Genomic DNA, 23,692 nt, shown 5'->3' with positions numbered 1-23,692 from the left:
GTAACAGATTAATTTAATTCTAGTACTATAATACTATTGTTAAAATACTGACGAATTTGGTAACCTTTTAAAGTGCTAATGACTAAAATTTTTTATGCTTGCAAGGGGGAAAGCACAAAAAGGAGGATATAAAAAATGAGGAAAAATTATTTAGGGAAGTTGGCGTGTTGCTTATTAACAGCAGTATCTGTCGTTGGGGCATTTACTGTAAAATCCGTAATTGTAAGTAATGCGGCAAGCACAACACTTGGAGCACCATATAATTATGTGGACCTAAAGACAGTGGATAGTGAGGGAAATAACTTAAAAAATACAAGCTATTCTTTAACAGATTCAAATGGAAATCAACTTGTAAAATGGAGCTCTGGTAATGAAAGCTATGCTAATTATGCTAATCACATTTTTACAAGCGATGAAGCAATTGAAACTGTAACAGTTCCTGCAGGTACATATGGTTTTTATTCTAATGTTCCAGCGGGATTTGCAAAAGCCAATACTGTTGCACTTACTGATCATGATAGTAATGGTGATGAAGTATCTACTACAAATATTAATATTGACAGTTATTATAACAAGTTTGGATATCAGTCAGTATCATATCCAAATTTCCATGTAATGTTAAGTGGTAGTGGTAATCTTGGAGATTTTTATAACGTAATTTCAACAGATAAGCAGTATTATAAGGTGAAGATTCATTTAAATGATTATTGGCCTAGTTCATTTGATGATAATGGAGTATTGGAACATACAATAAAAGAAAATGCATATAAATTAACACCAAATACTACTTATAATACATCAGATGGTGGATATATTAAGTGTTATTTATTAATTGTATCAGATCAGGTTGCTAACTTTGTAACACCTGATTCTAATGGCGATGTAGAAATATATGTAGCTGCAAATGGATCTCATTTGGGATATTGTACTGACTATGATTATGCCTTAACTGGTTCTTATGGTGGAGGTGGCGGATATGTAGGATCGCCAAAGTCAACAGCCTCTAATTATAATGAAGATGTTACTGATTCAGGTAATTCAACATCAGGTTTATTAAGCATGAAAAATCTTAAGGCTGGTACTTATACTGTAACAGCAACTAATAGTAGATTAAATGCTACAGATACACAGCAATTTACAGTTTCTGAATCAACAAACGTGCAGACATTTACATTAACATTCTTTGCATCTGAAGAAGAGACAAGCACAGAGGAAGAAACAAGCACAGAGGCAGAGCCAAGTACAGAAACTGAAACAAGCACAGAGGCAGAGCCAAGTACAGAAACTGAAACAAGTACAGAGGCAGAGCCAAGTACAGAAATAGAGACAACTACTGGAGAGGTTGCTGCAGATGAGGAATTAGTAACTGCTGAAAATGCAACAGAAGCTATTACAGCTGCTACTGTGAAGGCAGGAGAAGTAGCTGCAGATGAAGATACAAGCACAGATGTAAAAACAAGCGATAGAGCACATGCAGCTCTTTATATTGAGTTACTTTTAGTGGCTTTTGCTTGTGTTATTACAACAGTAGTATTTAATCAGGTTAAGTCAAAGAAAAATTCTGATAACTAGTAAAAAATAATATAAGACATACATTTTTATAAAAATAAAGAAAATCTCGCTAGAGCTATAATAGTTTGACTTTTATGTAGCTTTTAGCGGGATTTTTTATTTATTTGACAATGTAGTATTGTTTTTTTAATCTTCTATTTGTATAATAAGATTAGTAAAAATTATTAACAAGCTAATTTAACTAGTTTGTGAAAATACGTGATTGGACAACTTGATAAAAGTGTAATTAGGTATCAGGGGAGGATACATGATACTTATTTACCATAGCAACTTATAGGTTTGAATAATGAGGATAATACTATGGAAAATAAGTTAATAACAAAGGTCGCAACGGTAATCCTAACCACCATCAATGTAGGATTGTTTGCGTTTGTGTGGATAGAATATTATAACAAATTTGCCTTCCAGAAGTTTAGGGACTACGGAATGGTGGCATTTATAATCTTGTTTTACATTTGCTACAGATATTTGGCTAAGCTTTATAGGGCTTATGATTTTGCGTCAAATTCTATATGGGAAACGACGCTATCACAGTTTATAAGCCTGTCGCTATCAGATTTGCTAGCTTACGTGCTTGCCTGTATTATCGCAAATTATTACGTTAGCTTCGTGCCTGGCCTTATAATTTACATTTTACAGCTAAGCGTTAGCTTGACTATTGTTTTCATAACTAAGAAACTGCTTATTGCCTTGATTTCACCATTAGAGACTTTGGTGATTTATGGCGCTAACATATCAGAAGATGAGGTGGTGGACTTTACAAGTAAGCTTTTAAGAAAGTATTCTCACATGTTTAAGATTGGTAAGATTGTTAATGAAAATGATTCTCTTATCAAAACTAGAATGAAATCCGTTAAGCGCGTTATATTTGTAGGCATTACTAGAAATAAGCGAAACGAGTTTATAAAGTTTTGCGTTGAAACTAATCAGTCTTTTTATTTTGTGCCGGATATTGAGGATTTGCTCATTAGAAATTGCGAGATCAAAAATTTCATCGACACACCAATTATGCACTACAATTCAATTGCGGATAAAAGGGCATTATATGCGGTTAAGCGAGTGTTTGACTTAGTAGTTTCCTTTATACTTTTAGTTTTATTTAGCCCAGTTATGCTTGTGACTGCCATTGCTATAAAGCTAGATGATGGAGGCCCGGTTTTCTTTAAGCAAGAGCGAGAGACCCTTAATGGAAGAGTCTTTAAGGTGCTTAAGTTTAGAAGTATGAGAGCTGATAATAATGAAAATGGATTTAGGCCGGCAGTTAAAGACGATACAAGAATAACTCGTGTAGGTAGGAAGATTAGAAGAAATAGAATTGATGAGTTACCTCAGCTTTTTAATGTATTAATCGGACAAATGAGCTTGGTAGGTCCAAGACCTGAACCTGCATTACTAGTATCAGATTATGAAAAAAAATTACCGGAATTTAAATATAGAAGAAGAGTTAAAGGTGGCATAACAGGTTATGCCCAAGTTTATGGAAAATATAACACAAGCCCAGAGGATAAGCTGAAACTGGACTTAATTTATATTGAAGATATGAGCTTTATTTTGGATATTAAGCTGATTTTACTCACTGTAAAAACAGTCTTTATTCCAGAGGCAAGTGAGGGATTTGCAAAGAAGAAAAATGAAATACTAAGAGAGGCAGAAAAAATTATAAGTTAGGTGGGGATTTGATGAAGAGGGTTATGATGCTGACAACTACTGTTTATATGCAGGAGAAGTTTAACAAGGACAATATCTTAATCTTAAAAAAACTTGGATATGAAGTTGATGTAGTTGCCAATTTTACAAGTTCAGGTGCGCTATCTGAGGAAGCTGCCAAGGACTTTAAAGAATGGCTGGTCAGCAATCAATGTCGCTTTTATTCAATTGATATCTCTAGAAGTCCCTATAATTTTTTTCAAAATTTAAAAAGTAAAAAACAACTAGAACAACTAGTTAAAGATAATAATTATAGCTTTATTCATTGTCACAATCCCATGGGCGGGGTTTTGGCAAGATTAGTTGCAAGAAAGTATAAAGTAAAAGTTATCTATACAGCTCATGGCTTTCATTTTTATGAGGGAGCGCCAATAAAGAACTGGCTTTTTTATTATCCCGTTGAGAAGTTCTTAAGTCGCTTTACAGACATTTTAATTACCATTAATAGGGAAGATGATTTAAGAGCTAAAAGAAGGTTTCATGCAAGAAAATATGTCTATATTCCAGGAGTTGGTGTGGATAAGGATAGGATTAATAGAACTCTTGTTGATATTTTTAAGAAAAAACAAGAGTTAAATATAGAAGATAAATTTGTATTTTTAGCAGTTGGAGAGCTGCAAAAAAGAAAGAATCATCAATTGATTTTAGATGCTGCAAAAGAGTTAAAGATGGAAAACTGGAAAGGGTTTGAAAATTGTATCTTTTTGATTTCTGGTAAAGGAAAGCTTTTTAAAGCTTACGAGGAATTTATTAGAAAAGAAGGGCTTTCTGAAAATGTTTACTTACTAGGTTATAGAAACGACGTGTATGAACTTTTAAAAATCTCAGATTGCTTTATCCATCCCTCTATTCGAGAAGGCCTTGGCATTGCACCACTTGAAGCTATGACTGCAGGACTACCATTAATTTCTACTAAGGTAAATGGAATGAAAGATTATGTAGTAAATAATAAGACAGGACTTGTAGTTAAGCCTAAGGATGTATTTGCTATGAAGGAAGCAATTAAGAAAATCTATAGAGATGAAGCTTTTAGAAAAATGTGTTCAAAGAATAATAAAAAAATAGCAGAGCAATTTTGTAAAAATAAGACAAATGCTGTAATGGAGAAGGTCTATAAAAGTATCTAGTTAGGCTTAGAAATATAAAGGGGAGGTCAGAGATGGTTAACATATTATTATCAACATATAATGGCGAAAAATACATCTTTGAACTCCTAAATAGTCTTTTGAAACAAAAAGACATAGACTTTATTATTACGATTAGAGATGACGCATCAACTGATAGAACAGTAGAAATTATTGAAAGCTTTAAAGATGAAAGAATCAGACTTATAAAGTCAGATATTAATATGGGTGCTTGTAAGAGTTTTCTTAGACTCTTGGAAATTGCAGAAGATGCCAACTATTATGCTTACTGCGATCAGGATGATATCTGGTATCAGGACAAATTAAAATACTCTGTTAAGGCTTTAAAAAAATACGACAAAGAGCCAACACTTTTTATTAGCGGTTGTGACGTTTTTAGTAATAGGAAAAATTATAATTTCAAGAGAAATCTAGATTTTGGAAACAAACTAAAAATAGAGACAACTCTTAGTTATAGATGCCCAAGTGCTTGTCTTATGGTATTTAATAAGGCTTTAAAGGATAAGATAAAAACAAAAAATCTTGATGTTAGAATGCATGACTTCTGGACTCTTTTAGTAGCCTTTGCAGTGGAGGCAAGGATAATAACTAGTGATGAGTCATTAATAAAATATAGAATTCATGATGCTAATACTGTGGGACTTGAAAAAAACTATTTGAAAAAAATTGACCGATTAATAAAGAGTGCCACAAGAAATAAAAATGAAAGACAAAGACAGGCAATCTGTCTATATGAAAATTATAGTGACATTTTATCAAAGGATAATAAAAGAAAAATAGAGAAGATATTAAACTATAAAGACAGTTTTAAGAATAGACTAAATTTAATGTTTGATAAAAATTATTCTGATGGAGTTTATATAAAGTTAGTATTTGCTCTATCGGTATTGTTTGGGGTGTTTTAATGGGGAGAAAAGTATGCGTTCTTATGTCGACTTACAATGGAGAAAAATATCTAAAAGAGCAGATTGATTCTATCTTAAATCAGATAGAGGTGGAGATATATTTGCTTATAAGAGATGATGGCTCAAAGGATAGCACAGTTGAAATCCTTGATAAATATAACAAATTAGAAAATGTAACAGTTATTAAGGGAGAAAATCTAGGCGCTAAGAAGAGCTTTCTTACATTAATTTCTATGGCGCCAGACTATTTTGATTATTATGCCCTTAGTGATCAAGATGATTACTGGCTTGAGGATAAGATGATTAGTGCCATTAGTCATATTGAGGGAGAGGTAAAAAGTTTAGAAGACAATTTTTTATATTATTCTAACACCTGTCTGGTGGACAAAGATTTATTCCCTTTAAACGAGATTGGCTTTAATGTAGATAGGCCTTATAGCTTTGGCGAAATATTAATTAGAAATTGTGCTAGTGGTTGCACCTATGTTTTTGGAAAGAAACTAAAGGGTCTTGTTAAAGCTCCACAAGATTTAAATTTAGAAAATATACCTATGCATGATCATTGGATAAATATGATTTGCCTTGCTACTGGTGGAAAAATCATTTTTGAAAAAAAGAGTCATATATTGTATAGGCAACATGGTGGGAATCTAGTTGGTTCTCAGAAGAATAGTTTTTTAAAAAAGGTATTAAAATCTAGTCTTTTTAAAAAGACAGATAATAGATATGTTCATGCAAGGTCTTTGCTTGCAAACTATGAGGATTTAATGACGGATTGTAATAAAGAGACATTATATAAAGTTACAAATTATAAGGATAATTATTTAAAGACAATGATATTAGCTGTAGATAGATTTATTAAACCTAGAGCTTTTCTTAGTAGGTGCATGATATTTCTATCTGTTCTTAGAAGGAGCTTTTGATGATACTTACATATAAGAATAAGAAATATAGTCTAAATAGCATCCTTTTGACGCTTCTAGTATGGTCAATTGCTTGCTTTGCTTATGACAAATACAACATAAAAATTTTGCTTTTATTTATAACTCTAGCATATAACCTAGAGACTATTGTAAATGATGTTATTAATTTTAGAAAAAATAAGATAATAATTATATTTGCGATTATTTTTCCTATTTATTTGATAGTGACATCAGTACTTGTTCGAGGAGGATATCTTGTAGATGCAGTAAAAGGTGTTTATGTCTGTTTTTTTCTATTACTGGTATTGGTTTTGGAAAAGGAAGAGTTTGATATATGTGAGGCACTTTATCAGATTTTATCTCTTCTAGCTATTATGGTAGTAGTTATTGGACTTTTAGATTTATTTGAAATCAGTGATATATATACAAATCCACTTGTTCTTTTCTTAGAAGATATTGGTGAGGGTATGATTTCTAGAAGTCATAATGCTATTTTCTACTATGTAATATTTATAAAGACATCACCTTTCTTCATATTTAACTTGATATATTGTCTTGAAAAAAAGAGATATTATATGGCTGCTATTTCTGTTTGGGCAATTATGTGGACAGGAACTAGAGCTATTATTTATTTGTCTTTGATACTTATAGTGGTTTATTACATTTTCGTTGTAAAAAATAAAAGCAGAAGTCTTATGTTTGTGTTAATTGCAGCTATTGTTGTGATTTTTGGCTTTGAGTTTTTTATAAACAAAGTTGAAATCATAAATTTTGCAAAAAATGAAGGAGATAACGTAAGAAGTCTTATTATTCCATCAATTATAAAAGCCTTAAATGAAAACAGGCTCTATTGGATTTTTGGTATGGGAATAGGATCAAAATATTACTCCTTAGGACGACGAGCTTATTTGTATGGTGAAGAAATTGCTTATGTGGAATTTTTAAGATGTTATGGTTTAATAGCCTGCTTTATTTTAGCTATTTTCTTAATTTTACCAATTAAGAAAATTTTAAAAAGTGACTATAAATGGGTATTGCTACCATACTTTGCTTTTTTAATTAATAGTACAGTAGATCCATTTTTATTTACATCAACTTCCTTTTTGATGTATTTAGTAGTTTACGATATCTATATAAATAAGTTAAGAGGCTAGATTTTGATTAGGGGATTTGAAAAAAGGGGACATTATGAATATTGCATTTGTATTATATGGAAATTCTGCTCTTCCAAGAGGAGGATCTAAAATTATATATGATTACGCTAATTATTTAGCGAGTAACAATCATAGGGTCACCTTATATTTTTACGGAAAATGTTTTCTTAGAAGTCGAAAAATCCCTTCAGTTTTAAAAAAATTAGCTTGTAGATTTTTTTATAATCGCTGGCCAGATTGGTATAAATTTAATGAAGGCGTAATAAAAAGAACTATCTTTGACTATGAAAAAGAAATTAGAAAAGATGAAGAAGTCATTATTGCAACAGATGTAAGAACGGCAAAACCTGTAAGCGAATTGTCGATTAATTGCAAAAAGAAAATGTACTTTATTCAGGGCTTTGAAAACTGGGTTTTATCAGATGAAGAGGTATTTGAAACATATGGACTTGGTCTTTGTAATATAACAGTTTCAAATTGGCTAAAAAATTTAGTCGATATGCATTCTAAGATTCCAAGCTATTGTGTGCCAAATGGTGTTAATTGTGACATTTTCAAAAAAGAAAAGAAGATAGAAGATAGGGATAAATTCTCTATTGCGTTTCATTATAATTCATCAAAGATAAAGGCTGGAGATGATGCATTAGAAGTTGTAAAAAAATTACATGATAAATTTTCTGATTTAAAGGTTTATGTTGTAAGCATTGAAGAAAAGACAAACAAGATTCCTGATTATATAAATTATGTTTATAAGGCAAGTCAGGAAGAGGTAGCAAGAATAAATAATTGTTGCAGAGTATTTTTAAGCACAAGTGTAGAAGAGGGTTTTGGACTTCCAGGACTTGAAGCAATGGCTTGCGGATGTGTTTTAGTATCTACTAGAAATACAGGTGTATTTGAGTATGCGCTAGATGGTGAAAATGCTTTACTATCAGACGTTCATGACATAGATGGATTAGTAGAATGTATAAGAAAAGTGTTTGACGATTTAGACTTGCAGAAAAAATTATCAGAAAATGCTTTAGCTACTGCAAGAAAAAAATCTATGGATGAATCCACAAAGAAATTTGAAGAGATAATAGCTAAGGAGTAGAGATTGTTTTGAAAAAAATAGCCATTTTAACATATCATAATGCATTAAATTATGGCGCTGTTTTTCAGGCCTATGCATTAAAAGAATATTTGAATAGGCAGGAAAATGTAGAGGCTGAAATTTTAAATTATGGTGGAGTTGTGGCTAAATATGCCTCTAAATCATTCTTGCTTAAGTATTGTATTAAACATCCAACTTATCTTTTTAATTTAACTAGTAGATTAAAAATGATGAGAAAGTTTAATGAGTTTAGAAAAGAATATTTAGAAATTTCAGATAGGCTTTTGAATAAAAAAGATGTAAATAATAAGAATATCGATAAGCAACTTGAAAATTTCGATGCCTTTATTGTAGGTTCAGATCAGGTATGGAATCCTAATTTAAATTCAGGGGATAGGACTTACCTTTTGGATTTTACAGATAAAGAAAAATATGCTTATGCGGCTAGTTTAGGTTCTTTTAATGACAAAAAAGTGATGGATGAATATTTTAAGAATAGCCTAGATAAGTTTTCGGGAATTTCTCTTAGAGAAAATTCTAGCCTTGATAATATAAAAAAATATTACAAAGATGAATTAACAACTTGCCTTGATCCTGTTTTTTTATTAGATATGGATGAATGGAAAAGATTGTATAAAAAGGACATTAAGAAAAACGCTAGTGACAATATAAGTCAATATTATAACGCTGATTATGTTCTTTATTTTTCACTGGATATGGATACAAGCAAGTTAAAGAATGCGGCAGTTAGCTTTGCCAAAAAGAGAAATCTTAAAATTATCTTTGTAACAGATAATGAAAGAAAAGAAAGATATAAGGACTTGGAACATTTTGGTGTTGCTAGTCCAAGTGAATTACTTTTCTTAATGGATAATGCGAGTTATATTTTTACAAATTCATTTCATGGAACTGCGCTTTCAATTATTCTTCATAAGGAATTTTTTGTGGAGACTAATATTGCTTCTAATAACAGACTTCTTGATCTTTTAGAGAATACGAGTTTAGAAGATAGAGCATTGTTAGATGGTAAGTTTGCGGATTCTTTGGATGAAAAGGCTTGCAGCATTTGCTGGGAAAAGGTGGATGAAAAGATAGATGAGATGTTGAAGGGTTCAAAAGAATTTTTAAAAAAGATAACGGGATGAATATTATGAAACGTGGGGAATCATTAGCAAAAAACACTTTAATACTTTCTTTGGGAACAATAATTCCTAAGATAACATCATTTGTAACTTTACCAATTATCACCCTTTATTTAACAAAGGACGAAATTGGAATCAACGAGCTTATTATGATGTTTTCTATTTTGCTGCTTCCAGTTGCCACTCTTCAAATTCAAACGGCAGCTTTCAGATTTTTGATAGATGTTAGAGATGATGAGGAGGAGATAAAGAAGATAATTTCTAATATTATAGGCTTTACATTTATAAGCTCAATAATTGCCTTATTAGTTATCTTTTTTTGTTTGTATAAAGAAAACATTTACCTACGTCTTTTAATTTGCCTATATTATTTTGCAGATATTTTTGCCAATACTATAAGACAGATTTGTAGGGGCCTTGGAAAAAATGCAGAATACTCAATATCAATAATTGTTTCGTCTTTTTCGACTTTAATTTTTGTACTTATTTTTGTATTTATTTTACCAGGAGGATTAATAGGTGTAGTTGTAAGTTCATTTCTATCATCATTTATTGCTTTCTTTTATTTGTTTTTTAGAATTAAGTTTTATCGATATTTTAGCATGTCTCTTTTTAACAAAGAGCTTTTAAAGAAAATGCTATCTTACACAATGCCCTTAATACCTAATAGTATTTCAGGTTGGCTAATGCGTTTGGCAGATAGATTGGTGGTTACTGCATTTATGGGGGTTTCAGCGAATGCAGTTTATTCCCTTGCTTGTAAGATTCCAAATCTTATTGATAATCTACAAAACACTTTTGTTCTTGCTTGGCAGGAAAATGCAAGCATAGTTTCAAAAGATCATGATGCAAGTGAATATTATACTAAGGTTTTTCAAATGCTATTAAATTTTATTGCGGGATCATTAGCGCTCTTAATTGCCATTTCTCCAGTACTTTTTAATCTTTTGATTAAGGGCGATTATGAAGAGGCATATTTTCAAATGCCAATTCTTTTTATGGCCATGTTTTTCCTTAGCTTATCTACTTTTCTTGGTGGTATTTATCTTGCTTTTAAAAAGACTAAGAGTATAGGCTTAACTACTACGATTGCAGCTGTTATAAATCTTGTTTTTGATATTTCTATGATAAGGTTTTTAGGCTTATATGCAGCTTCAATTTCAACTATGCTGGCATATATTTTCTTATTCTTATTTAGAATTATAGATGTACAAAAAATCATTCAAATAAAAGTAAAGATTTGCCATTTGATTTTCATAATTATAGTTTTACTTATTGAGTGCTTATTGTTTTATTTGGATAAGATTTATATAGAAGCAGACTATTTAAAATTAGTAAATTTGTTAATTGCTGTAATTTTTTCCTTAGGGATAAATTGGGATTTTATAAAGATGCTTTTGGGGTGGTGGTTTAGGAATGATAAAAGAAAAAGTTAAAGAAGAGCTTCATCCAATTCTTTTTGAAAATAAAGAAAATTGTTCAGGTTGTTCTGCCTGTTATTCGATATGCCCTAAAAAGGCTATTAGTATGGTGGAAGATGAAGAGGGATTTTTGTACCCAGAAGTAGATTATACGAAATGTATTCATTGTAATAAATGTATGGAGGTATGTAATTTTCATAAGGTAAATGATAGTTTATTGCTTGTAGATACATTTGCAATAAAAGCAAGTGATGAAGAGAGAAAAAGGTCTCAGTCAGGAGGCCTTTTTGCAGTAATTTCAGAAGTGATATTAGAAGCTGGCGGTGTTGTCTATGGTTGTATATTTAATGAGAAGTTTGAAGCTGTACATGAGAGGGCAGATACTAAGTTAGGACGAGATTTAATGCGCCATTCTAAATATGTTCAAAGCAACAAACTAGATACATTTTGCCAAGTATTAGAAGATTTAAAGCAAGGCAAAAAAGTTTTATTTACTGGGACTAGTTGTGAAGTTGTGGGATTAATTTCATTTATAGAAAACAAAAATCTAGAACTTAGCAAGAATCTTTATTGCGTTGATTTAATATGTCATGGAGTTCCAAGTCCACTTGTTTGGAGAGATTATTTAAATTGGGAAAGCAAGAAAACTAGAGGAAAAATAAAAAACGTTGTTTGTAGAAATAAGCATTTCTTTGGTTGGCATTCTCATGTAACGACGATAAAATTTAGTAATTTGAGAACGGTGGAGAGCATGACTTTTACTGAACTTTTTGGATCTGATTGTATTCTTAGACCAGCTTGTTATGAATGCCCTTATAAAGATATCTATCATAAATCAGATATAACCATGGGCGATTGTTGGGGGATTGAAAAAAATTTACCGAGTATGGATGACAATAAGGGAGTTTCTTTAGCCTTGGTAAATAGTGAAAAGGGGAGTAAATTACTAGAATTAGCTACTAATAAGTTGGAGATTAGACAAATCAATATAAGAGATTTCTTACAAGAACCACTAAAGAAAGCAATTACAAAGCCAGATAATAGAGAAGTTTTTTGGCAAGATTATAAGAGCAAAGATTTCTTTTTTATAGCAAAGAAGTATGGTAAATACAAGGCTTTAAATGATTTTAAGTGGAAGATAAAAAAGTATCTAAAGTGGAATTTGAAGAGATATTAATTTTTACTCGGTTGCAACCGACTCGGTGGCGACCGAGTAAAACTTTACTAAAGAATTTCTAGATGTTATAATACTTATAGAATTAACTCGGTTATAACCGAGTAAGAAAGGATAGAGTAAAATGAAATTCATTGGAAGAGCAGAAGAACTCCGTAAAATTAAACGTGAAATTTCTAGAGATGAGTTAAGAACAATTTTAATTTATGGAAGACGAAGAGTTGGAAAAAGTGAATTGGTAAAACAAGCTATTCAAGAATCAGAAGGCAAGAGCATTTATTATGAATGTAAGCAGGTTACAGAAGAGAATAATACTCAGAGCTTATGTGACATTGTGGCTGAAAGCTATGATTTACCAAAACTTGGCTATAGTAGAATTGAAGACTTATTGGAATTTGTATTTAATCTTTCAACTAAGGAAAAGTGCACTTTAGTGTTAGATGAATATCCTTATTTACGTGAGAATGTAAAGGGAATGGATAGCATTTTACAATCACTTATTGATAAATATAAAGACAGCGCTAATATTACTTTTATTTTACTTGGTTCTTACGTTGATATTATGAAATCGCTTTTAGAACATGAGAATCCGCTTTTCGGAAGAGTTGATTTAACCTTAAATCTAAAGCAAATGGATTATTATGACTCAGCATTATTTTATCCTAATTTTTCAGATGAGGACAAAATCAGAATTTACTCAGTGTTTGGTGGTATTCCATATTATAATCGCTTGGTTGATGATAGTATTTCTGTGAAAGAGAATTTAATAGAACTTATAGCTTCTCCTGATGCTAGATTGGAAAATGAAATTGAAATGTATTTGAAATCTGAGATTTCTAAGATGACTAATGTTAACGAGGTGTTAGAATCTTTAGCTAAAGGATATTCTAAGTATGGTGAGATTTTATCAAATTCACATGTTTCTAGTGGTCCAACAATGGTTGATGTTTTAGATAAATTGATTCGTATGGAAATTGTTTGTAAGAAAGTGTCAGATCAGGATGGCAATAATAAAAAGAAAATGGGATACTATATTGCCGATAATTTGTTGTTTTTCTATTACAGATACATTTTTAAAAACAATTCACGCTTCAGAATAATGGAGCCTAATAAGTTTTATGATAAATATATCTCTAAGGACTTCGAGAATAATTTCCTATTACGAACATAATGAGAGAATTTGCACATTTTCAAAAAATAAATCCAAAAGGAAAGACGCTATAACTTTAAAAGCTATAGCGTCTTCCCTTCTAAGATTTTTGTACTAACTTGTCTATGAAATTTTACTTGAGTGTTGATTCAAGGAACTCGTGAACTGCCTTAAACTGTGGACCTACAACATTCCAGTGTAGGTTGTGAATCTTAATATCTGAAACTGCAATATCTGCAAGGTACTTGTTTGTCTTATTTAAAATATTATTTGCCATAATTATTTCCTCCTATAATTTTACGTCTATATATAAAAATTTCTTGTTAACTTGTTTCTTAGGAATTTGTATTTCCTTTGTATGACTAAATTATATTGCGTACAATTTAATTTGCCAACATTTAAAATATAAAAGGAAATAAACTAATAGTAAATGAATTATAAAGTGAGAAACATTTTCAACAAAGCCAGTATTTATGCTATAATTCTCATATTAAACTAAAGGTAGGATGATTATGAAGAAGTTAGAAATGGAATTTTTTGATGAATATAAAAGACTTGACGCTGCCCTAAAGAATAAGTACGCCACTAAAACTGGCGTTACAAGTTATATTGAAAATATGGAAGGCGTTCATGATGCAGAGCGTTTCGTGCCAAACTGGCGCGAGGATTACAAGGCCTTGAAGCATTACCGCTGGCTTAGAAATAAGTTAGCCCATGAGGCCAACGAAGAGGTGGATTTAAATAAGGGCGACCTTGCAGGCCTAAAGAAGTTTTATGCAAATATATCGAAGAATAAAGATCCATACGCAGTTTATATTGCATCTAAGAAGGGAAAGAAGGGCATGACAGTCTTAAAGATTGTGGCTTTTCTTATAATAGTAGCAATTTGCATTAGCTTATTATATTTTGCTAAGCAGCATGGATTGTAGGATAAAAATGTAAGGTTAGAGCAAAAGTTCCTAGGAAAAAGTGTAATATCAGAGCAAAAGTTCCTAGGAAAAAGTGTAATATAAAGGTAAAAGTTCGTAGGAAAAAATGTAAAATCGACTTGAAAGTTCGTAGGAAAAAGTGTAATATCAAATTAAAGAATAGCGATAAATACTGATAAAGGAGGCAATTATGGAAAGAACGATTTATCAGAAGCTGATAAACTGGAAAAATAGCAAAAACAGAAAGCCTTTAATTTTAAATGGAGCAAGACAGGTTGGTAAGACTTATATTGTAAAAGAATTTGCTAAGAGAGAATATAAGAATTTAGTATATATTAATTGTGATAACAATAATGATGTTAAAGAGCTTTTTAAAGATTTTGATATGGATAGAGTAATTAGAACATTAGAGGCCATTTCTAATGAGACAATAACTCCTGGAGAGACGCTTATTTTCCTTGATGAGATCCAAGAGTTAGATAAGGGTATTACCTCGCTTAAGTATTTTAATGAGGAAGCAAGAGATTATCACGTTATTGTTGCAGGTTCCCTTCTTGGTATACATTTGCATGAGGGAACAGGATATCCAGTTGGTAAAGTAGATGAATTAAGATTATATCCAATGTCTTTTGAAGAATTTGTTTTGGCTATGGGAGAAGAAAAACTTTTAGATTTCTTAAAAGAGGCTAAATGGGATGAGTTAAGTCCTTTGGCTAAGAAGTATAAGGAGTTATTGCGACAGTATTACTATGTTGGCGGAATGCCTGAAGTTGTACAGTCTTATATAGATAATTCTGATTTAAAGACTGTTAGAAGATTGCAAAAGCAGATCTTAAGTGATTATCAGAATGATTTTTCTAAACATGCTCCAACAAGTGAGCTTGCTAAGATTAATATGGTTTGGAATTCGATTCCATCACAGCTCGCTAAGGAGAATAAAAAGTTTTTGTATGGAAGTTTAAAGAAGGGCGCAAGAGCTAAGGAATTTGAGAATGCTATTCAATGGCTGGTAAATACAGGTTTAGTTTACAAGGTTAATCGAATAAATAAGGTGTGTAAGCCGATTAAATTTTATGAGGATACAGCAGCTTTCAAGTTATTTGTTAGTGATTTAGGCTTGTTAGGGGCAATGTCTGATACTCTTGCGAAAGATGTTTTAGTTAACAATAAGGCATTCGTTGAATATAAGGGGGCTTTTACTGAGCAGTATGTTTGTCAGCAATATGTAAGTGCAACTAGTGAATGCCCTATGTATTATACCAATGAGAAATCAACACTAGAGTTAGATTTTGTTATTCAGCTTGATGAGGTTTATCCATTAGAGGTTAAGGCTGAAGAGAATAGAAGATCTAAGAGCTTAACTACTATCATGAAGGAGAATGAGGAGCTTAAAGGGATAAAGATGACTATGTCTGATTATAAAAAGCAAGATACAATAACTAACATCCCTTTATATGCTGTAGAAGAGTGGTTTAAGAAAAAAGTGGAAGCGATGTTTTAGCTGATTTATCATAATTTATAAAAACAAGAGCTGTCTAAAGGTTAACTATATATCTTTTAGACAGCTTTTATCTTTAGTAGTATTTATGCAAATGTATATATTCTATTTTAGTATTTCTTCTAACCAATTCACATATTCCCTTTCACGTCTAATAGCGTGATCTAGAATTAGATAATGACCGTAGTTATTATCCCTTTCTTCTTTCGTGGAAAAGAGCAATTCTTTTCTATCAAGTAGATGCTCTAGCTTTTGCTTTCTTTGTCTATATTGCTCTTGCAGCAAATCTTGAAGTCGTGGATCCTTGCGACTTTTTATAAAATATAATTTTAAAACAAACTCATCTTTATTTACATTTAGAATGTCAGAATAGGAATCTAACCAAGATTCCAATCTTTCCTTTCCTTTTTTTGTGATTTCATAATATGTCTTTTCTATTTTATTTCCATAAAAGCCAGTTGTGGACTTGATTTCACCATTTCCCTCAAGACGTTTGAGCTCTAGATATATTTGACTATGTTTAACAGACCAGAATTCTCCAATTTCGGTTTCAAAATCTTTTTTAAGGTCATACCCTGTCTTTTTTTCTATATTTATTAACCCTAGAAGGATCATCGGAAGTAAATTTTTTTGCGCCATTTAAAATCTCCTTGTTGACATTTTTATAAATTAAGTATAACATAATCAACGAAATATAAACATGTTAATAATTACATGTTTATATTTACATAAAAAACTTACTTATCATTTTTATAATTGAAATTGTAAGAAAGGAGCACATAAAGATGAAGAAAGAGTTTAAGGAATTATCAGATTTCATAGGTACACATTTTATTTACACATATGATAATGGTTGGGAATATGAGTGGTATTGTAAGAATGACCACACATGTTGCTATAGAATTCATGGTGGAATGGTAGCTGGTAGATGGGTTACAGATCAGGAAATTAACCTTTTTAAAATAGCTGACGGAATATATAAGGTTACTTGGACTGAGCCTACAGGTACAGATGTTGCTCTTGATTTTATGCCTAACGAAGGTAAGATTAACGGCGTTATCTTCTTCCCTAAGTGGGTTAAAGAGCATCCTGAAATTACAGTTTGCTACCAGAATAAGCACATTGATAAGATGCATGAAGCACGTGAGAAGTATGAGACATATCCAAAGTATGTAGTACCTGAATTTGCCACAATCACATACATGGCAGATGCAGGAATTGATAATGATGATGTCATAAATGAGACACCATACGAAGGTATGACAGACGATATTCGTGCTGGTAAATTCTATGATGAGAACTACAAGCATGTCTCAAGAAAAGCAGAATAAGAATTTTTTTAGATAAATCAAAGACATATATATAATCCAAAACAACTTTCCCGCTAGCATAAACTATATGCTAGCGGGGTTTTTCTTTTTTTGCCGGTTTTTCTGGTTTTATTATAATATGGAGCAAATAGAAAAAAAGTTTATAAACATTTTGAATTATTAAAATATTTATGGTATAATAGTACTATGCCGCTTAAGGTATAGTACTATCATTTCTAAAATATATGAAAATAGGAGAATAATGATTATGAATAAAAGCGTAAAGATGTTATTTGGACTCGCTTTAGGTTTAACACTAGGTGCTTTAGTTTCGATAAAAATGGGGATATTGGTATTACCGTTATTTGGATGCTTTGGAATGGCTTGTGGAATGATTTTGGGTTCAAGCAAGAAAAAAGATAATAAATAGTGATGAGTAGATTAGGATTCTAATCTATATATCTGTCATATTTGTGATTTGTCCTTTGTATTTTTATTAATAAGAAAATTGAGTCAGTTGTAACACGAAAACTTGAAGGTGTAAAAACACTTTCATAACTATTTGTGCCGCCAGCCGAAGGCGGCGGAATGGAGATTAATATGAATTTATCTAGATTTATAAAAAAAGATTTATTTGTGATTCTTTCTGTTATTTTAATTATTTGCATAGTTGATCAACTATATATGATGATGGAATATAAAAATATCTCAAAAGAAACATTTATTTTCACAGTTTTATTAACAGGAATTAGTGTGTTTTTTGGCTTTTTTTATAAAAGAAAGAATTAGAAAGTATGAAATATTTCACTTGGGACTATATGGATAGGATAATTAACTAGTATGTTAGACTTGTTGTGTATTTACAGCAAGTCTAACAATAATAGGAGGATAAGATTATGACTAAAAAGCAATTAAAACAAAAATATATTCGTAGCAAAGTTACAACAATAGCAATATTGATTTTTGTTTTCTTGGGATTGTGTATAATTGGAAGAATTTTTGATAATTATATTATTATTGGTGGAGCTGTAATATATGCTTTTATTTCTTATATTATTTTATATAATAAAATGATGACCTATGTTGAAAAAGATGAAACGAAATGATTGATATTAATAGTTATAGGGTGGTATTATGAAATACTATTGCATAAAACAACACGACATCACCGATTGCGGTGCTGCTTGTCTTGCAGCAATTTGTAAGCAAAATGATTATAAAATAGGAATAACACAGATCCATGAAGTTGCAGGAACTGATTGACAGTGTATTACCGGATGGACTCAGAAAAACATTAATTACTATTTCAATAATAATTTCTTTAAGTACTTGATATATGGGAGGATGATATGAAGAAAATAATTATTACAATAGGAGCATTTTTGCTTCTGATTATAGTGCTTGTTATTGTTAAGTTATTGTTGGTTAATTTTTTTCAACAGCTTGAAGGTAATAAGATATTGAGTTTTATACTATATTTTGTTTTTGTGCTTGGATGTATTCTTATAATAAAATATTATCTGAAAAATAAATAATAAAATTAGGACGGTTCGAAGAATGAAATATTCTTGTATCAAACAGCATGATATCACTGATTGTGGTGTTGCCTGTCTTGCTGATTCCCTAATAATAGGTTTTTAAGAGGAGGTTTTTGATGAGTGACATAGAAATTAAAAATATTTATTCATGTGGGCGCTTTTTAAATGTTGTAGCTTTAATATCGGCATGTATTTTTTATTATTTTGATTTATTTTCTGATAATTTAATGTTGATTGCTATTTTTGTATTAGGAATTATTGGTTTTTTAAATTTATCTGTTTATAAAAGTATTTTAAAAGAAGAAAAAATATCACTATATTCGAATATAATGGTTGCAATTACTATGGTGGCTGTAAGTGGTTATGTTTTGTGTGTATTTTTTATGCTTGGAAGAATAGCGATGAGTAGATTAGGATTCTAATCTATATATCTGTCATATTTGTGATTTGTCCGTTGTATTTTTATTAACAGGAATTAGTGTGTTTTTTGGCTTTTTTTATAAAAGAACGAGTGAGAAAGTATGAACTACCATTGCATAAAATAGCACGATATCATTGATTGTGGTGCAGCCTGTCTTGCAACTATCTGTAAGTAGAATGGTTATAAAATAGGCATCACCAAATTTGCGAGATAGCTGGAACAGACACAGGCTCTTTCACAGTTAGAACAAGCACAGTTACTGGAAAATTAGAAAATATTTCTCCCGTTAGCATAAATTATATGCTAGCGGGGTTTTTCTTTTTTGACGGTTTTTCTAGACCTATTATATTAAGTTATAAGCCAGCAACCATTTTAATTAGAGTCTGTTCCAATGTTCATATCAGTAAAAAAATAATAAAATCACATTTACAGTTATATAAAATCTATGATTTGAATATGAATATAATAAAATTAGATTTGAATTGTATTTTAAAGATGTAGATTGGAGGTAGCTATAATGGATATTATTAACAAATGGAAAGAACTTGAACTAGATTATAAAAAGTATTTATATCTAAAAGAGTTAAGCGACATAACGATAAAGAAATATTGTAAAGATGTAGAACAATTTTATATTTGGCTTGGAGAGAACATAATCTCTAAGGAAAAAGTTTTGAAATATAAAAAGTATTTAAAGAACAGATATAAAATTGCATCTGTAAATTCTAAAATCAATTCATTGAATAAATTTTTTGAATGGAAAGGTTTAGAAGAATATAAGGTAAAGAGTTTTAGAGTTCAGACATCAACTAGCGTATCAAATATAATAACAAAAGATGACTACTTTAGATTGTTGGACTGTGCAAAAGAGGGTAAAAAATGGAAGATGTATTATATTATGAGAACTTTAGCTATGACAGGAATACGAATTGGAGAATTAAGATATATCACAGTAGAGTCGATTAATGATTGTCAAATTGAGATATACAATAAAGGAAAAGCACGTGTAATCTATATGGGAGAACAAGTTAGAAAAATGCTGAAACAATATTGTATGGCAAATGGCATAACAAATGGATTTATATTTCGTGGTAGTAAAGACAGTGCTATATCACAAAAAACTGTTTGGAAGAATTTAAAGAATATATCTAGTAAGGCTGGAGTTCCTCAAAGTAAGGTATATCCACATTCTTTTAGACATTTATTTGCCAAAGAGTATATGAAAGTATCATCAGATATATCAGAACTAGCAGATATACTTGGACATACAAGACTTGAGACAACTTGGAGATATACCAGGACATCTTATGATGAAAAAGTAAAGATGTTAGATAAGATGGAATTATGAGTGGAAATATTAAAATAATATATCTACTTATGTCAATATAAAATTCAAAAAAATTCAAAAAAAAATGGAAAAATCAAGTGTATTTAAGATAAAATATAGCAAGTTAGATAAATAAATTGTAGATATATTATTTTAATATATCTATGTGAGATTCAAAGTCGACTAGAATCAATAAATAATTTTATGGAGGAAAATGTAATGAATGGTTTTGAAAACATTTCAAATGAAGAAATGCTTGAAGTTGAAGGTGGTTTTTGGGTAACGACTGCAGTAATAATAGGAGTATCGACTGGTGTAGCTTACGCAGTTGGAGCATATAAAGCATATAAAAGATAATATATCTATGTGAGATTTAAAGTCGACTAAAATCAATAAATAATTTTTGGGAGGAAAATGTAATGAATGGTTTTGAAAACATTTCAAATGAAGAAATGCTTGAAGTTGATGGTGGAGTGATTCCAGTTGCACTAGGAGCTGCATATGTGGCATTACTTGGCGTTGGTTTTACAGCCGGAGTGACAATGGGAGTAAAAAAATGGTTTTAGGAGGAGATTGTATGTTACAAGAAATGAATTATGAGGAAGTTTTAGAAATTGAAGGTGGAATCGGACTCATTGCTGCAGTTGGTATCGGAGCGTGTGTTCTTTTGGTTGGAACAGGTTTAGGATTAGGAACAGCATATCTTGTCTCAAAATTATAAAAACTCTGATAATATATTGAACATTTTACAAACTTAATATAAAATAATATATGTTAAGTTTGCGAAATAGCGATTTTGGAGGGCTAAGTGATGGCGAGCGTAAGTGATAAGAATATCGTTTTGTTCCTTGTGTTATTAGCAATAGGATACTTAGGCGGAATTGTATTAGGTATTCATTTATTTTTTTAGATGCTATTACAAGGTAAATTGAAATCTTATTATTCTAAACTTGGATACTATGGTTTATGATGTAAAAGAGCAATATGACAGAGTGCTACTTTGCATATTGCTCTTTTTTTATTACTCAATTAGGATGGTTTGATAAAATGAAATACTATTGTATCAAACAGCATGATATCACTGATTGTGGTGCTGCCTGCCTTGCAACTATCTGTAAGCAGAATGGTTATAAAATAGGCATCGCCAAAATTCGTGAAATTGCTGGAACAGATAAATCTGGCACTAATGCTTATGGTGTCATTAAAGCTGCAGAACAGCTTGGATTTAGTGCTAAGGGTGTTAAGGGAAACAAGGAAGCATTTTTTTCAGAATTTCCGCTTCCATGCATTGCACATGTAGTTGTAGATGGTAGCCTGCTTCATTATGTGGTCATTCATAAGATTACTAAAAAGCAGGTGATAATTGCAGATTCGGGTAGGGGAATTGTTAAGCTTACGCCGGAAGAATTCTTTGGGGAGTTGCATGAAGAAGGTAAACCACCAAAGTATCAGTGGACAGGAATATTAATATTATTAGTAAAGAAAGAAACATTTGTGAAAGGCGACGAGACAAAAGGTTTGTTCAGCCGCTTTTTTTATTTGCTAAAACCACAGAAAAAATTATTGCTGCATATATTTTTAGCATCACTTGTGTATACAATTCTAGGAATTATAGGTGCATTTTATTTTCAGGAATTGATTGATACAGTTTTACCAGATGCATTAAATAAGACCTTGATGACATTGTCTATAGGTGTGATTTTACTGAATGTGTTTAAGGTGATATTAAACGCCTTTAGATCACATTTGCTTTTGTATTTAAGCCAAAAACTTGATATTGCTTTATTACTTGGATATTACAGGCATGTGTTGGAGTTACCAATGAATTTCTTTGGTACTCGAAAGGTTGGAGAGATTATTTCTCGCTTTAATGATGCAAGTAAGGTTAGAGATGCAATCTCAGGAGCAACTCTTACTATTATGATTGATACTTTAATGGCTATAGCAGGAGCAATAATTCTATTTATACAGAATCCAAAGCTTTTTGCAATCGCAGTAATCATGGTTATATTATATTCAATAATTGTGGTTGGATTTAATAAATGGTATGAAAATCTTAATCGTAAGCAGATGGAAGATAATGCGCAGCTTACATCATATATGGTGGAGTCTTTAAATGGAGTGCAGACTGTAAAGGCATATAACGCAGAACCAAAGGTAAATCTTGAGACAGAAAAGAAATTCGTGAAGTTATTAAAAAGCATTTTTAATCTTTGTTTTGTAGAAAATTTACAAACATCCCTTAAGACATTTGTAGAGCTTGTGGGAGGTATAGTTATCCTTTGGGTAGGCGGAGTAAGTGTAATAAAGGGAGAAATGACTATTGGTTCCTTAATTACCTTTAATGCTTTACTTGCATATTTTCTGGATCCAGTAAAGAATTTGATTAATTTACAACCTCAGATGCAAACAGCAGTTGTAGCAGCTGATAGATTAGGAGAAATCTTGGATTTAGAAGCAGAGAAGACTGAGGTTGAAAATAAAAAGATGCATCCTGAAAGTATTGCAGGTGATATTGAGATAAAGAATCTTGACTTTAGATATGGTACAAGAAAGCTAGTGTTAGAAGATATTAATTTAACTATTAAAAAGGGTGAAAAAGTAGCATTTGTAGGAGAAAGTGGTTCAGGTAAGACAACTTTATCAAAACTTCTTTTACACATGTATAGTGCAGAAAAAGGAGAAATTCTAATAAATGGCAACAATATTAAAGACATTCAAATAGAAAAGTTAAGGGATAGAATTGCATATATTCCGCAAGAAACTTTTCTATTTAGTGGGACTATCTTTGAAAATCTGACATTAGGATTAGATTATGCAACACTAGATGACATTATAGAAGCAAGTAAGAAGGCTCAAGCTCATGAATTTATTAATGAATTTCCATTAAGATATGAAACCATGTTGGATGAAAATGGAGCTAATCTTTCAGGTGGTCAAAGACAGCGTCTAGCGATTGCTAGAGCAATGCTTAAAAAGCCAGATATTTTAATATTAGATGAAGCTACAAGTAATCTTGATGCCATTACAGAACGTGCATTAGATAAGACAATTAATGAATTCTCTAAGGATATGACAGTTATATTTATAGCTCATCGATTAAGTACCATTAAGAATTGCGACAGAATATATGTTATGGAAAAGGGTAAGATTATTGAAAGTGGCAATCATAGAGAGCTTACTGAACTTGGCGGAAAATATGCCGAACTTGTAAGTCAGCAGAATCTTGATGTTGTTACAAAAGATACTGATGAATTAATGAAAACAAGGGAGGTAAGTTAAA

Annotated in this window: 27 protein-coding genes; 25 read left to right on the top strand and 2 right to left on the bottom strand. The window is 31.0% G+C overall.

The window, feature by feature from the left end:
* Positions 1–135: 135 nt before the first annotated feature.
* From G600_RS0106730 to G600_RS13985, 11 genes are all read left to right on the top strand, one after another.
* The gene (locus G600_RS0106730; protein WP_027431251.1) at positions 136–1,572 is read left to right on the top strand and encodes a hypothetical protein; all 1,437 of its coding nucleotides are present in this window, start codon (positions 136–138) and stop codon (positions 1,570–1,572) included.
* Between the two features lie 300 nt (positions 1,573–1,872).
* The gene (locus tag G600_RS14000) at positions 1,873–3,240 is read left to right on the top strand and encodes an exopolysaccharide biosynthesis polyprenyl glycosylphosphotransferase (RefSeq protein WP_051195406.1); all 1,368 of its coding nucleotides are present in this window, start codon (positions 1,873–1,875) and stop codon (positions 3,238–3,240) included.
* An 11-nt stretch (positions 3,241–3,251) separates the two neighbouring features.
* Complete coding sequence (locus G600_RS0106720; RefSeq protein WP_027431250.1) at positions 3,252–4,406, top strand: glycosyltransferase family 4 protein; 1,155 nt, start codon at positions 3,252–3,254, stop codon at positions 4,404–4,406.
* Between the two features lie 32 nt (positions 4,407–4,438).
* Positions 4,439–5,329, top strand: coding sequence for a glycosyltransferase (locus G600_RS0106715; protein WP_027431249.1), 891 nt, complete (start codon positions 4,439–4,441; stop codon positions 5,327–5,329).
* Positions 5,329–6,252 (top strand): glycosyltransferase, encoded by a 924-nt coding sequence (locus G600_RS13995; protein ID WP_051195404.1) that lies wholly within the window; start codon positions 5,329–5,331, stop codon positions 6,250–6,252. Before G600_RS0106715 ends, G600_RS13995 begins: the two co-directional genes overlap by 1 nt.
* Positions 6,252–7,406: an O-antigen ligase family protein gene (locus G600_RS0106705; protein WP_027431248.1), complete on the top strand. Its 1,155-nt coding sequence runs from the start codon at positions 6,252–6,254 to the stop codon at positions 7,404–7,406. Before G600_RS13995 ends, G600_RS0106705 begins: the two co-directional genes overlap by 1 nt.
* A gap of 34 nt (positions 7,407–7,440) precedes the next feature.
* Positions 7,441–8,499, top strand: a complete 1,059-nt coding sequence (locus tag G600_RS0106700; RefSeq protein ID WP_027431247.1) for a glycosyltransferase family 4 protein — start codon at positions 7,441–7,443, stop codon at positions 8,497–8,499.
* Between the two features lie 8 nt (positions 8,500–8,507).
* A complete protein-coding gene (locus tag G600_RS0106695; RefSeq protein ID WP_027431246.1) occupies positions 8,508–9,644 on the top strand; it encodes a polysaccharide pyruvyl transferase family protein in 1,137 nt (378 codons plus the stop codon).
* The gene (locus G600_RS0106690) at positions 9,641–11,077 is read left to right on the top strand and encodes an oligosaccharide flippase family protein (protein ID WP_027431245.1); all 1,437 of its coding nucleotides are present in this window, start codon (positions 9,641–9,643) and stop codon (positions 11,075–11,077) included. Before G600_RS0106695 ends, G600_RS0106690 begins: the two co-directional genes overlap by 4 nt.
* Positions 11,058–12,239, top strand: a complete 1,182-nt coding sequence (locus tag G600_RS13990) for a Coenzyme F420 hydrogenase/dehydrogenase, beta subunit C-terminal domain (protein WP_051195403.1) — start codon at positions 11,058–11,060, stop codon at positions 12,237–12,239. The genes G600_RS0106690 and G600_RS13990 overlap by 20 nt, the downstream gene beginning before the upstream one ends.
* Before the next feature lie 121 nt (positions 12,240–12,360).
* On the top strand, positions 12,361–13,407 hold the full coding sequence (locus G600_RS13985; RefSeq protein ID WP_051195402.1) for an AAA family ATPase: 1,047 nt from the start codon (positions 12,361–12,363) through the stop codon (positions 13,405–13,407).
* Positions 13,408–13,519: 112 nt separating this feature from the next.
* Here G600_RS13985 and G600_RS15435 read toward each other — a convergent pair whose 3' ends face one another.
* A complete protein-coding gene (locus tag G600_RS15435; RefSeq protein WP_155885953.1) occupies positions 13,520–13,663 on the bottom strand; it encodes a ferritin family protein in 144 nt (47 codons plus the stop codon).
* 235 nt (positions 13,664–13,898) lie between these two features.
* Between G600_RS15435 and G600_RS0106670 the strand changes: the two genes are divergently transcribed.
* The gene (locus tag G600_RS0106670; protein ID WP_027431244.1) at positions 13,899–14,315 is read left to right on the top strand and encodes a DUF6548 family protein; all 417 of its coding nucleotides are present in this window, start codon (positions 13,899–13,901) and stop codon (positions 14,313–14,315) included.
* Between the two features lie 190 nt (positions 14,316–14,505).
* Positions 14,506–15,816: an ATP-binding protein gene (locus tag G600_RS0106665; protein WP_027431243.1), complete on the top strand. Its 1,311-nt coding sequence runs from the start codon at positions 14,506–14,508 to the stop codon at positions 15,814–15,816.
* Between the two features lie 102 nt (positions 15,817–15,918).
* Here G600_RS0106665 and G600_RS0106660 read toward each other — a convergent pair whose 3' ends face one another.
* The gene (locus tag G600_RS0106660) at positions 15,919–16,452 is read right to left on the bottom strand and encodes a PadR family transcriptional regulator (RefSeq protein WP_027431242.1); all 534 of its coding nucleotides are present in this window, start codon (positions 16,450–16,452) and stop codon (positions 15,919–15,921) included.
* 146 nt (positions 16,453–16,598) lie between these two features.
* On the opposite strand from G600_RS0106660, the gene G600_RS0106655 reads away from it, so the two are divergent.
* The 12 genes from G600_RS0106655 (at position 16,599) to G600_RS0106595 (ending at position 23,691) form a co-directional block, all read left to right on the top strand.
* Positions 16,599–17,144 carry a phenolic acid decarboxylase gene (locus G600_RS0106655; protein ID WP_027431241.1) on the top strand — a complete coding sequence of 182 codons (546 nt, stop codon included), beginning with the start codon at positions 16,599–16,601 and terminating at the stop codon, positions 17,142–17,144.
* Positions 17,145–17,391: 247 nt separating this feature from the next.
* Positions 17,392–17,553, top strand: a complete 162-nt coding sequence (locus tag G600_RS15685) for a hypothetical protein (RefSeq protein WP_155885952.1) — start codon at positions 17,392–17,394, stop codon at positions 17,551–17,553.
* A 158-nt stretch (positions 17,554–17,711) separates the two neighbouring features.
* A complete protein-coding gene (locus G600_RS0106645) occupies positions 17,712–17,912 on the top strand; it encodes a hypothetical protein (RefSeq protein ID WP_027431240.1) in 201 nt (66 codons plus the stop codon).
* 107 nt (positions 17,913–18,019) lie between these two features.
* Positions 18,020–18,229 carry a hypothetical protein gene (locus G600_RS0106640; protein WP_027431239.1) on the top strand — a complete coding sequence of 70 codons (210 nt, stop codon included), beginning with the start codon at positions 18,020–18,022 and terminating at the stop codon, positions 18,227–18,229.
* Positions 18,230–18,257: 28 nt separating this feature from the next.
* Entirely contained in the window at positions 18,258–18,386 is a 129-nt protein-coding gene (locus G600_RS15430; protein ID WP_242826360.1) for a cysteine peptidase family C39 domain-containing protein, read from the top strand.
* Positions 18,387–18,472: 86 nt separating this feature from the next.
* Positions 18,473–18,658, top strand: coding sequence for a hypothetical protein (locus G600_RS0106630; protein ID WP_027431238.1), 186 nt, complete (start codon positions 18,473–18,475; stop codon positions 18,656–18,658).
* Between the two features lie 119 nt (positions 18,659–18,777).
* Positions 18,778–19,083, top strand: a complete 306-nt coding sequence (locus G600_RS0106625; protein ID WP_027431237.1) for a hypothetical protein — start codon at positions 18,778–18,780, stop codon at positions 19,081–19,083.
* A 516-nt stretch (positions 19,084–19,599) separates the two neighbouring features.
* Complete coding sequence (locus G600_RS0106620) at positions 19,600–20,430, top strand: tyrosine-type recombinase/integrase (protein WP_027431236.1); 831 nt, start codon at positions 19,600–19,602, stop codon at positions 20,428–20,430.
* 198 nt (positions 20,431–20,628) lie between these two features.
* Entirely contained in the window at positions 20,629–20,766 is a 138-nt protein-coding gene (locus G600_RS15680) for a class IIb bacteriocin, lactobin A/cerein 7B family (RefSeq protein WP_155885951.1), read from the top strand.
* A 62-nt stretch (positions 20,767–20,828) separates the two neighbouring features.
* Positions 20,829–20,975 carry a class IIb bacteriocin, lactobin A/cerein 7B family gene (locus G600_RS15425; RefSeq protein WP_081669430.1) on the top strand — a complete coding sequence of 49 codons (147 nt, stop codon included), beginning with the start codon at positions 20,829–20,831 and terminating at the stop codon, positions 20,973–20,975.
* 11 nt (positions 20,976–20,986) lie between these two features.
* Positions 20,987–21,130 carry a hypothetical protein gene (locus tag G600_RS15675; protein ID WP_155885950.1) on the top strand — a complete coding sequence of 48 codons (144 nt, stop codon included), beginning with the start codon at positions 20,987–20,989 and terminating at the stop codon, positions 21,128–21,130.
* A 326-nt stretch (positions 21,131–21,456) separates the two neighbouring features.
* A complete protein-coding gene (locus G600_RS0106595) occupies positions 21,457–23,691 on the top strand; it encodes a peptidase domain-containing ABC transporter (RefSeq protein WP_027431235.1) in 2,235 nt (744 codons plus the stop codon).
* Position 23,692: the final 1 nt, after the last annotated feature.

The organism is Lachnospira multipara ATCC 19207, from assembly GCF_000424105.1.
GTDB classification, from domain to species: Bacteria; Bacillota; Clostridia; order Lachnospirales; family Lachnospiraceae; genus Lachnospira; species Lachnospira multipara.
The sequence above is the reverse complement of the archived record's forward strand: the minus strand, read 5'-3'. Positions and strand labels throughout refer to the sequence as shown.

What these genes read in the sequence shown, in the direction of transcription:
- G600_RS0106730 (WP_027431251.1), top strand. Translation starts at nt 136, where the DNA reads ATGAGGAAAAATTATTTAGGGAAGTTGGCGTGTTGCTTATTAACAGCA.
- G600_RS0106670 (WP_027431244.1), top strand. Translation starts at nt 13,899, where the DNA reads ATGAAGAAGTTAGAAATGGAATTTTTTGATGAATATAAAAGACTTGAC.
- G600_RS0106630 (WP_027431238.1), top strand. Translation starts at nt 18,473, where the DNA reads ATGAAGAAAATAATTATTACAATAGGAGCATTTTTGCTTCTGATTATA.
- G600_RS0106700 (WP_027431247.1), top strand. Translation starts at nt 7,441, where the DNA reads ATGAATATTGCATTTGTATTATATGGAAATTCTGCTCTTCCAAGAGGA.
- G600_RS15675 (WP_155885950.1), top strand. Translation starts at nt 20,987, where the DNA reads ATGTTACAAGAAATGAATTATGAGGAAGTTTTAGAAATTGAAGGTGGA.
- G600_RS13985 (WP_051195402.1), top strand. Translation starts at nt 12,361, where the DNA reads ATGAAATTCATTGGAAGAGCAGAAGAACTCCGTAAAATTAAACGTGAA.
- G600_RS0106645 (WP_027431240.1), top strand. Translation starts at nt 17,712, where the DNA reads ATGGAGATTAATATGAATTTATCTAGATTTATAAAAAAAGATTTATTT.
- G600_RS15430 (WP_242826360.1), top strand. Translation starts at nt 18,258, where the DNA reads ATGAAATACTATTGCATAAAACAACACGACATCACCGATTGCGGTGCT.
- G600_RS15680 (WP_155885951.1), top strand. Translation starts at nt 20,629, where the DNA reads ATGAATGGTTTTGAAAACATTTCAAATGAAGAAATGCTTGAAGTTGAA.
- G600_RS15435 (WP_155885953.1), bottom strand. Translation starts at nt 13,663, where the DNA reads ATGGCAAATAATATTTTAAATAAGACAAACAAGTACCTTGCAGATATT.
- G600_RS0106655 (WP_027431241.1), top strand. Translation starts at nt 16,599, where the DNA reads ATGAAGAAAGAGTTTAAGGAATTATCAGATTTCATAGGTACACATTTT.
- G600_RS0106640 (WP_027431239.1), top strand. Translation starts at nt 18,020, where the DNA reads ATGACTAAAAAGCAATTAAAACAAAAATATATTCGTAGCAAAGTTACA.
- G600_RS0106660 (WP_027431242.1), bottom strand. Translation starts at nt 16,452, where the DNA reads ATGGCGCAAAAAAATTTACTTCCGATGATCCTTCTAGGGTTAATAAAT.
- G600_RS0106690 (WP_027431245.1), top strand. Translation starts at nt 9,641, where the DNA reads ATGAATATTATGAAACGTGGGGAATCATTAGCAAAAAACACTTTAATA.
- G600_RS0106625 (WP_027431237.1), top strand. Translation starts at nt 18,778, where the DNA reads ATGAGTGACATAGAAATTAAAAATATTTATTCATGTGGGCGCTTTTTA.
- G600_RS14000 (WP_051195406.1), top strand. Translation starts at nt 1,873, where the DNA reads ATGGAAAATAAGTTAATAACAAAGGTCGCAACGGTAATCCTAACCACC.
- G600_RS15685 (WP_155885952.1), top strand. Translation starts at nt 17,392, where the DNA reads ATGAATAAAAGCGTAAAGATGTTATTTGGACTCGCTTTAGGTTTAACA.
- G600_RS13990 (WP_051195403.1), top strand. Translation starts at nt 11,058, where the DNA reads ATGATAAAAGAAAAAGTTAAAGAAGAGCTTCATCCAATTCTTTTTGAA.
- G600_RS13995 (WP_051195404.1), top strand. Translation starts at nt 5,329, where the DNA reads ATGGGGAGAAAAGTATGCGTTCTTATGTCGACTTACAATGGAGAAAAA.
- G600_RS15425 (WP_081669430.1), top strand. Translation starts at nt 20,829, where the DNA reads ATGAATGGTTTTGAAAACATTTCAAATGAAGAAATGCTTGAAGTTGAT.
- G600_RS0106595 (WP_027431235.1), top strand. Translation starts at nt 21,457, where the DNA reads ATGAAATACTATTGTATCAAACAGCATGATATCACTGATTGTGGTGCT.
- G600_RS0106665 (WP_027431243.1), top strand. Translation starts at nt 14,506, where the DNA reads ATGGAAAGAACGATTTATCAGAAGCTGATAAACTGGAAAAATAGCAAA.
- G600_RS0106620 (WP_027431236.1), top strand. Translation starts at nt 19,600, where the DNA reads ATGGATATTATTAACAAATGGAAAGAACTTGAACTAGATTATAAAAAG.
- G600_RS0106715 (WP_027431249.1), top strand. Translation starts at nt 4,439, where the DNA reads ATGGTTAACATATTATTATCAACATATAATGGCGAAAAATACATCTTT.
- G600_RS0106705 (WP_027431248.1), top strand. Translation starts at nt 6,252, where the DNA reads ATGATACTTACATATAAGAATAAGAAATATAGTCTAAATAGCATCCTT.
- G600_RS0106720 (WP_027431250.1), top strand. Translation starts at nt 3,252, where the DNA reads ATGAAGAGGGTTATGATGCTGACAACTACTGTTTATATGCAGGAGAAG.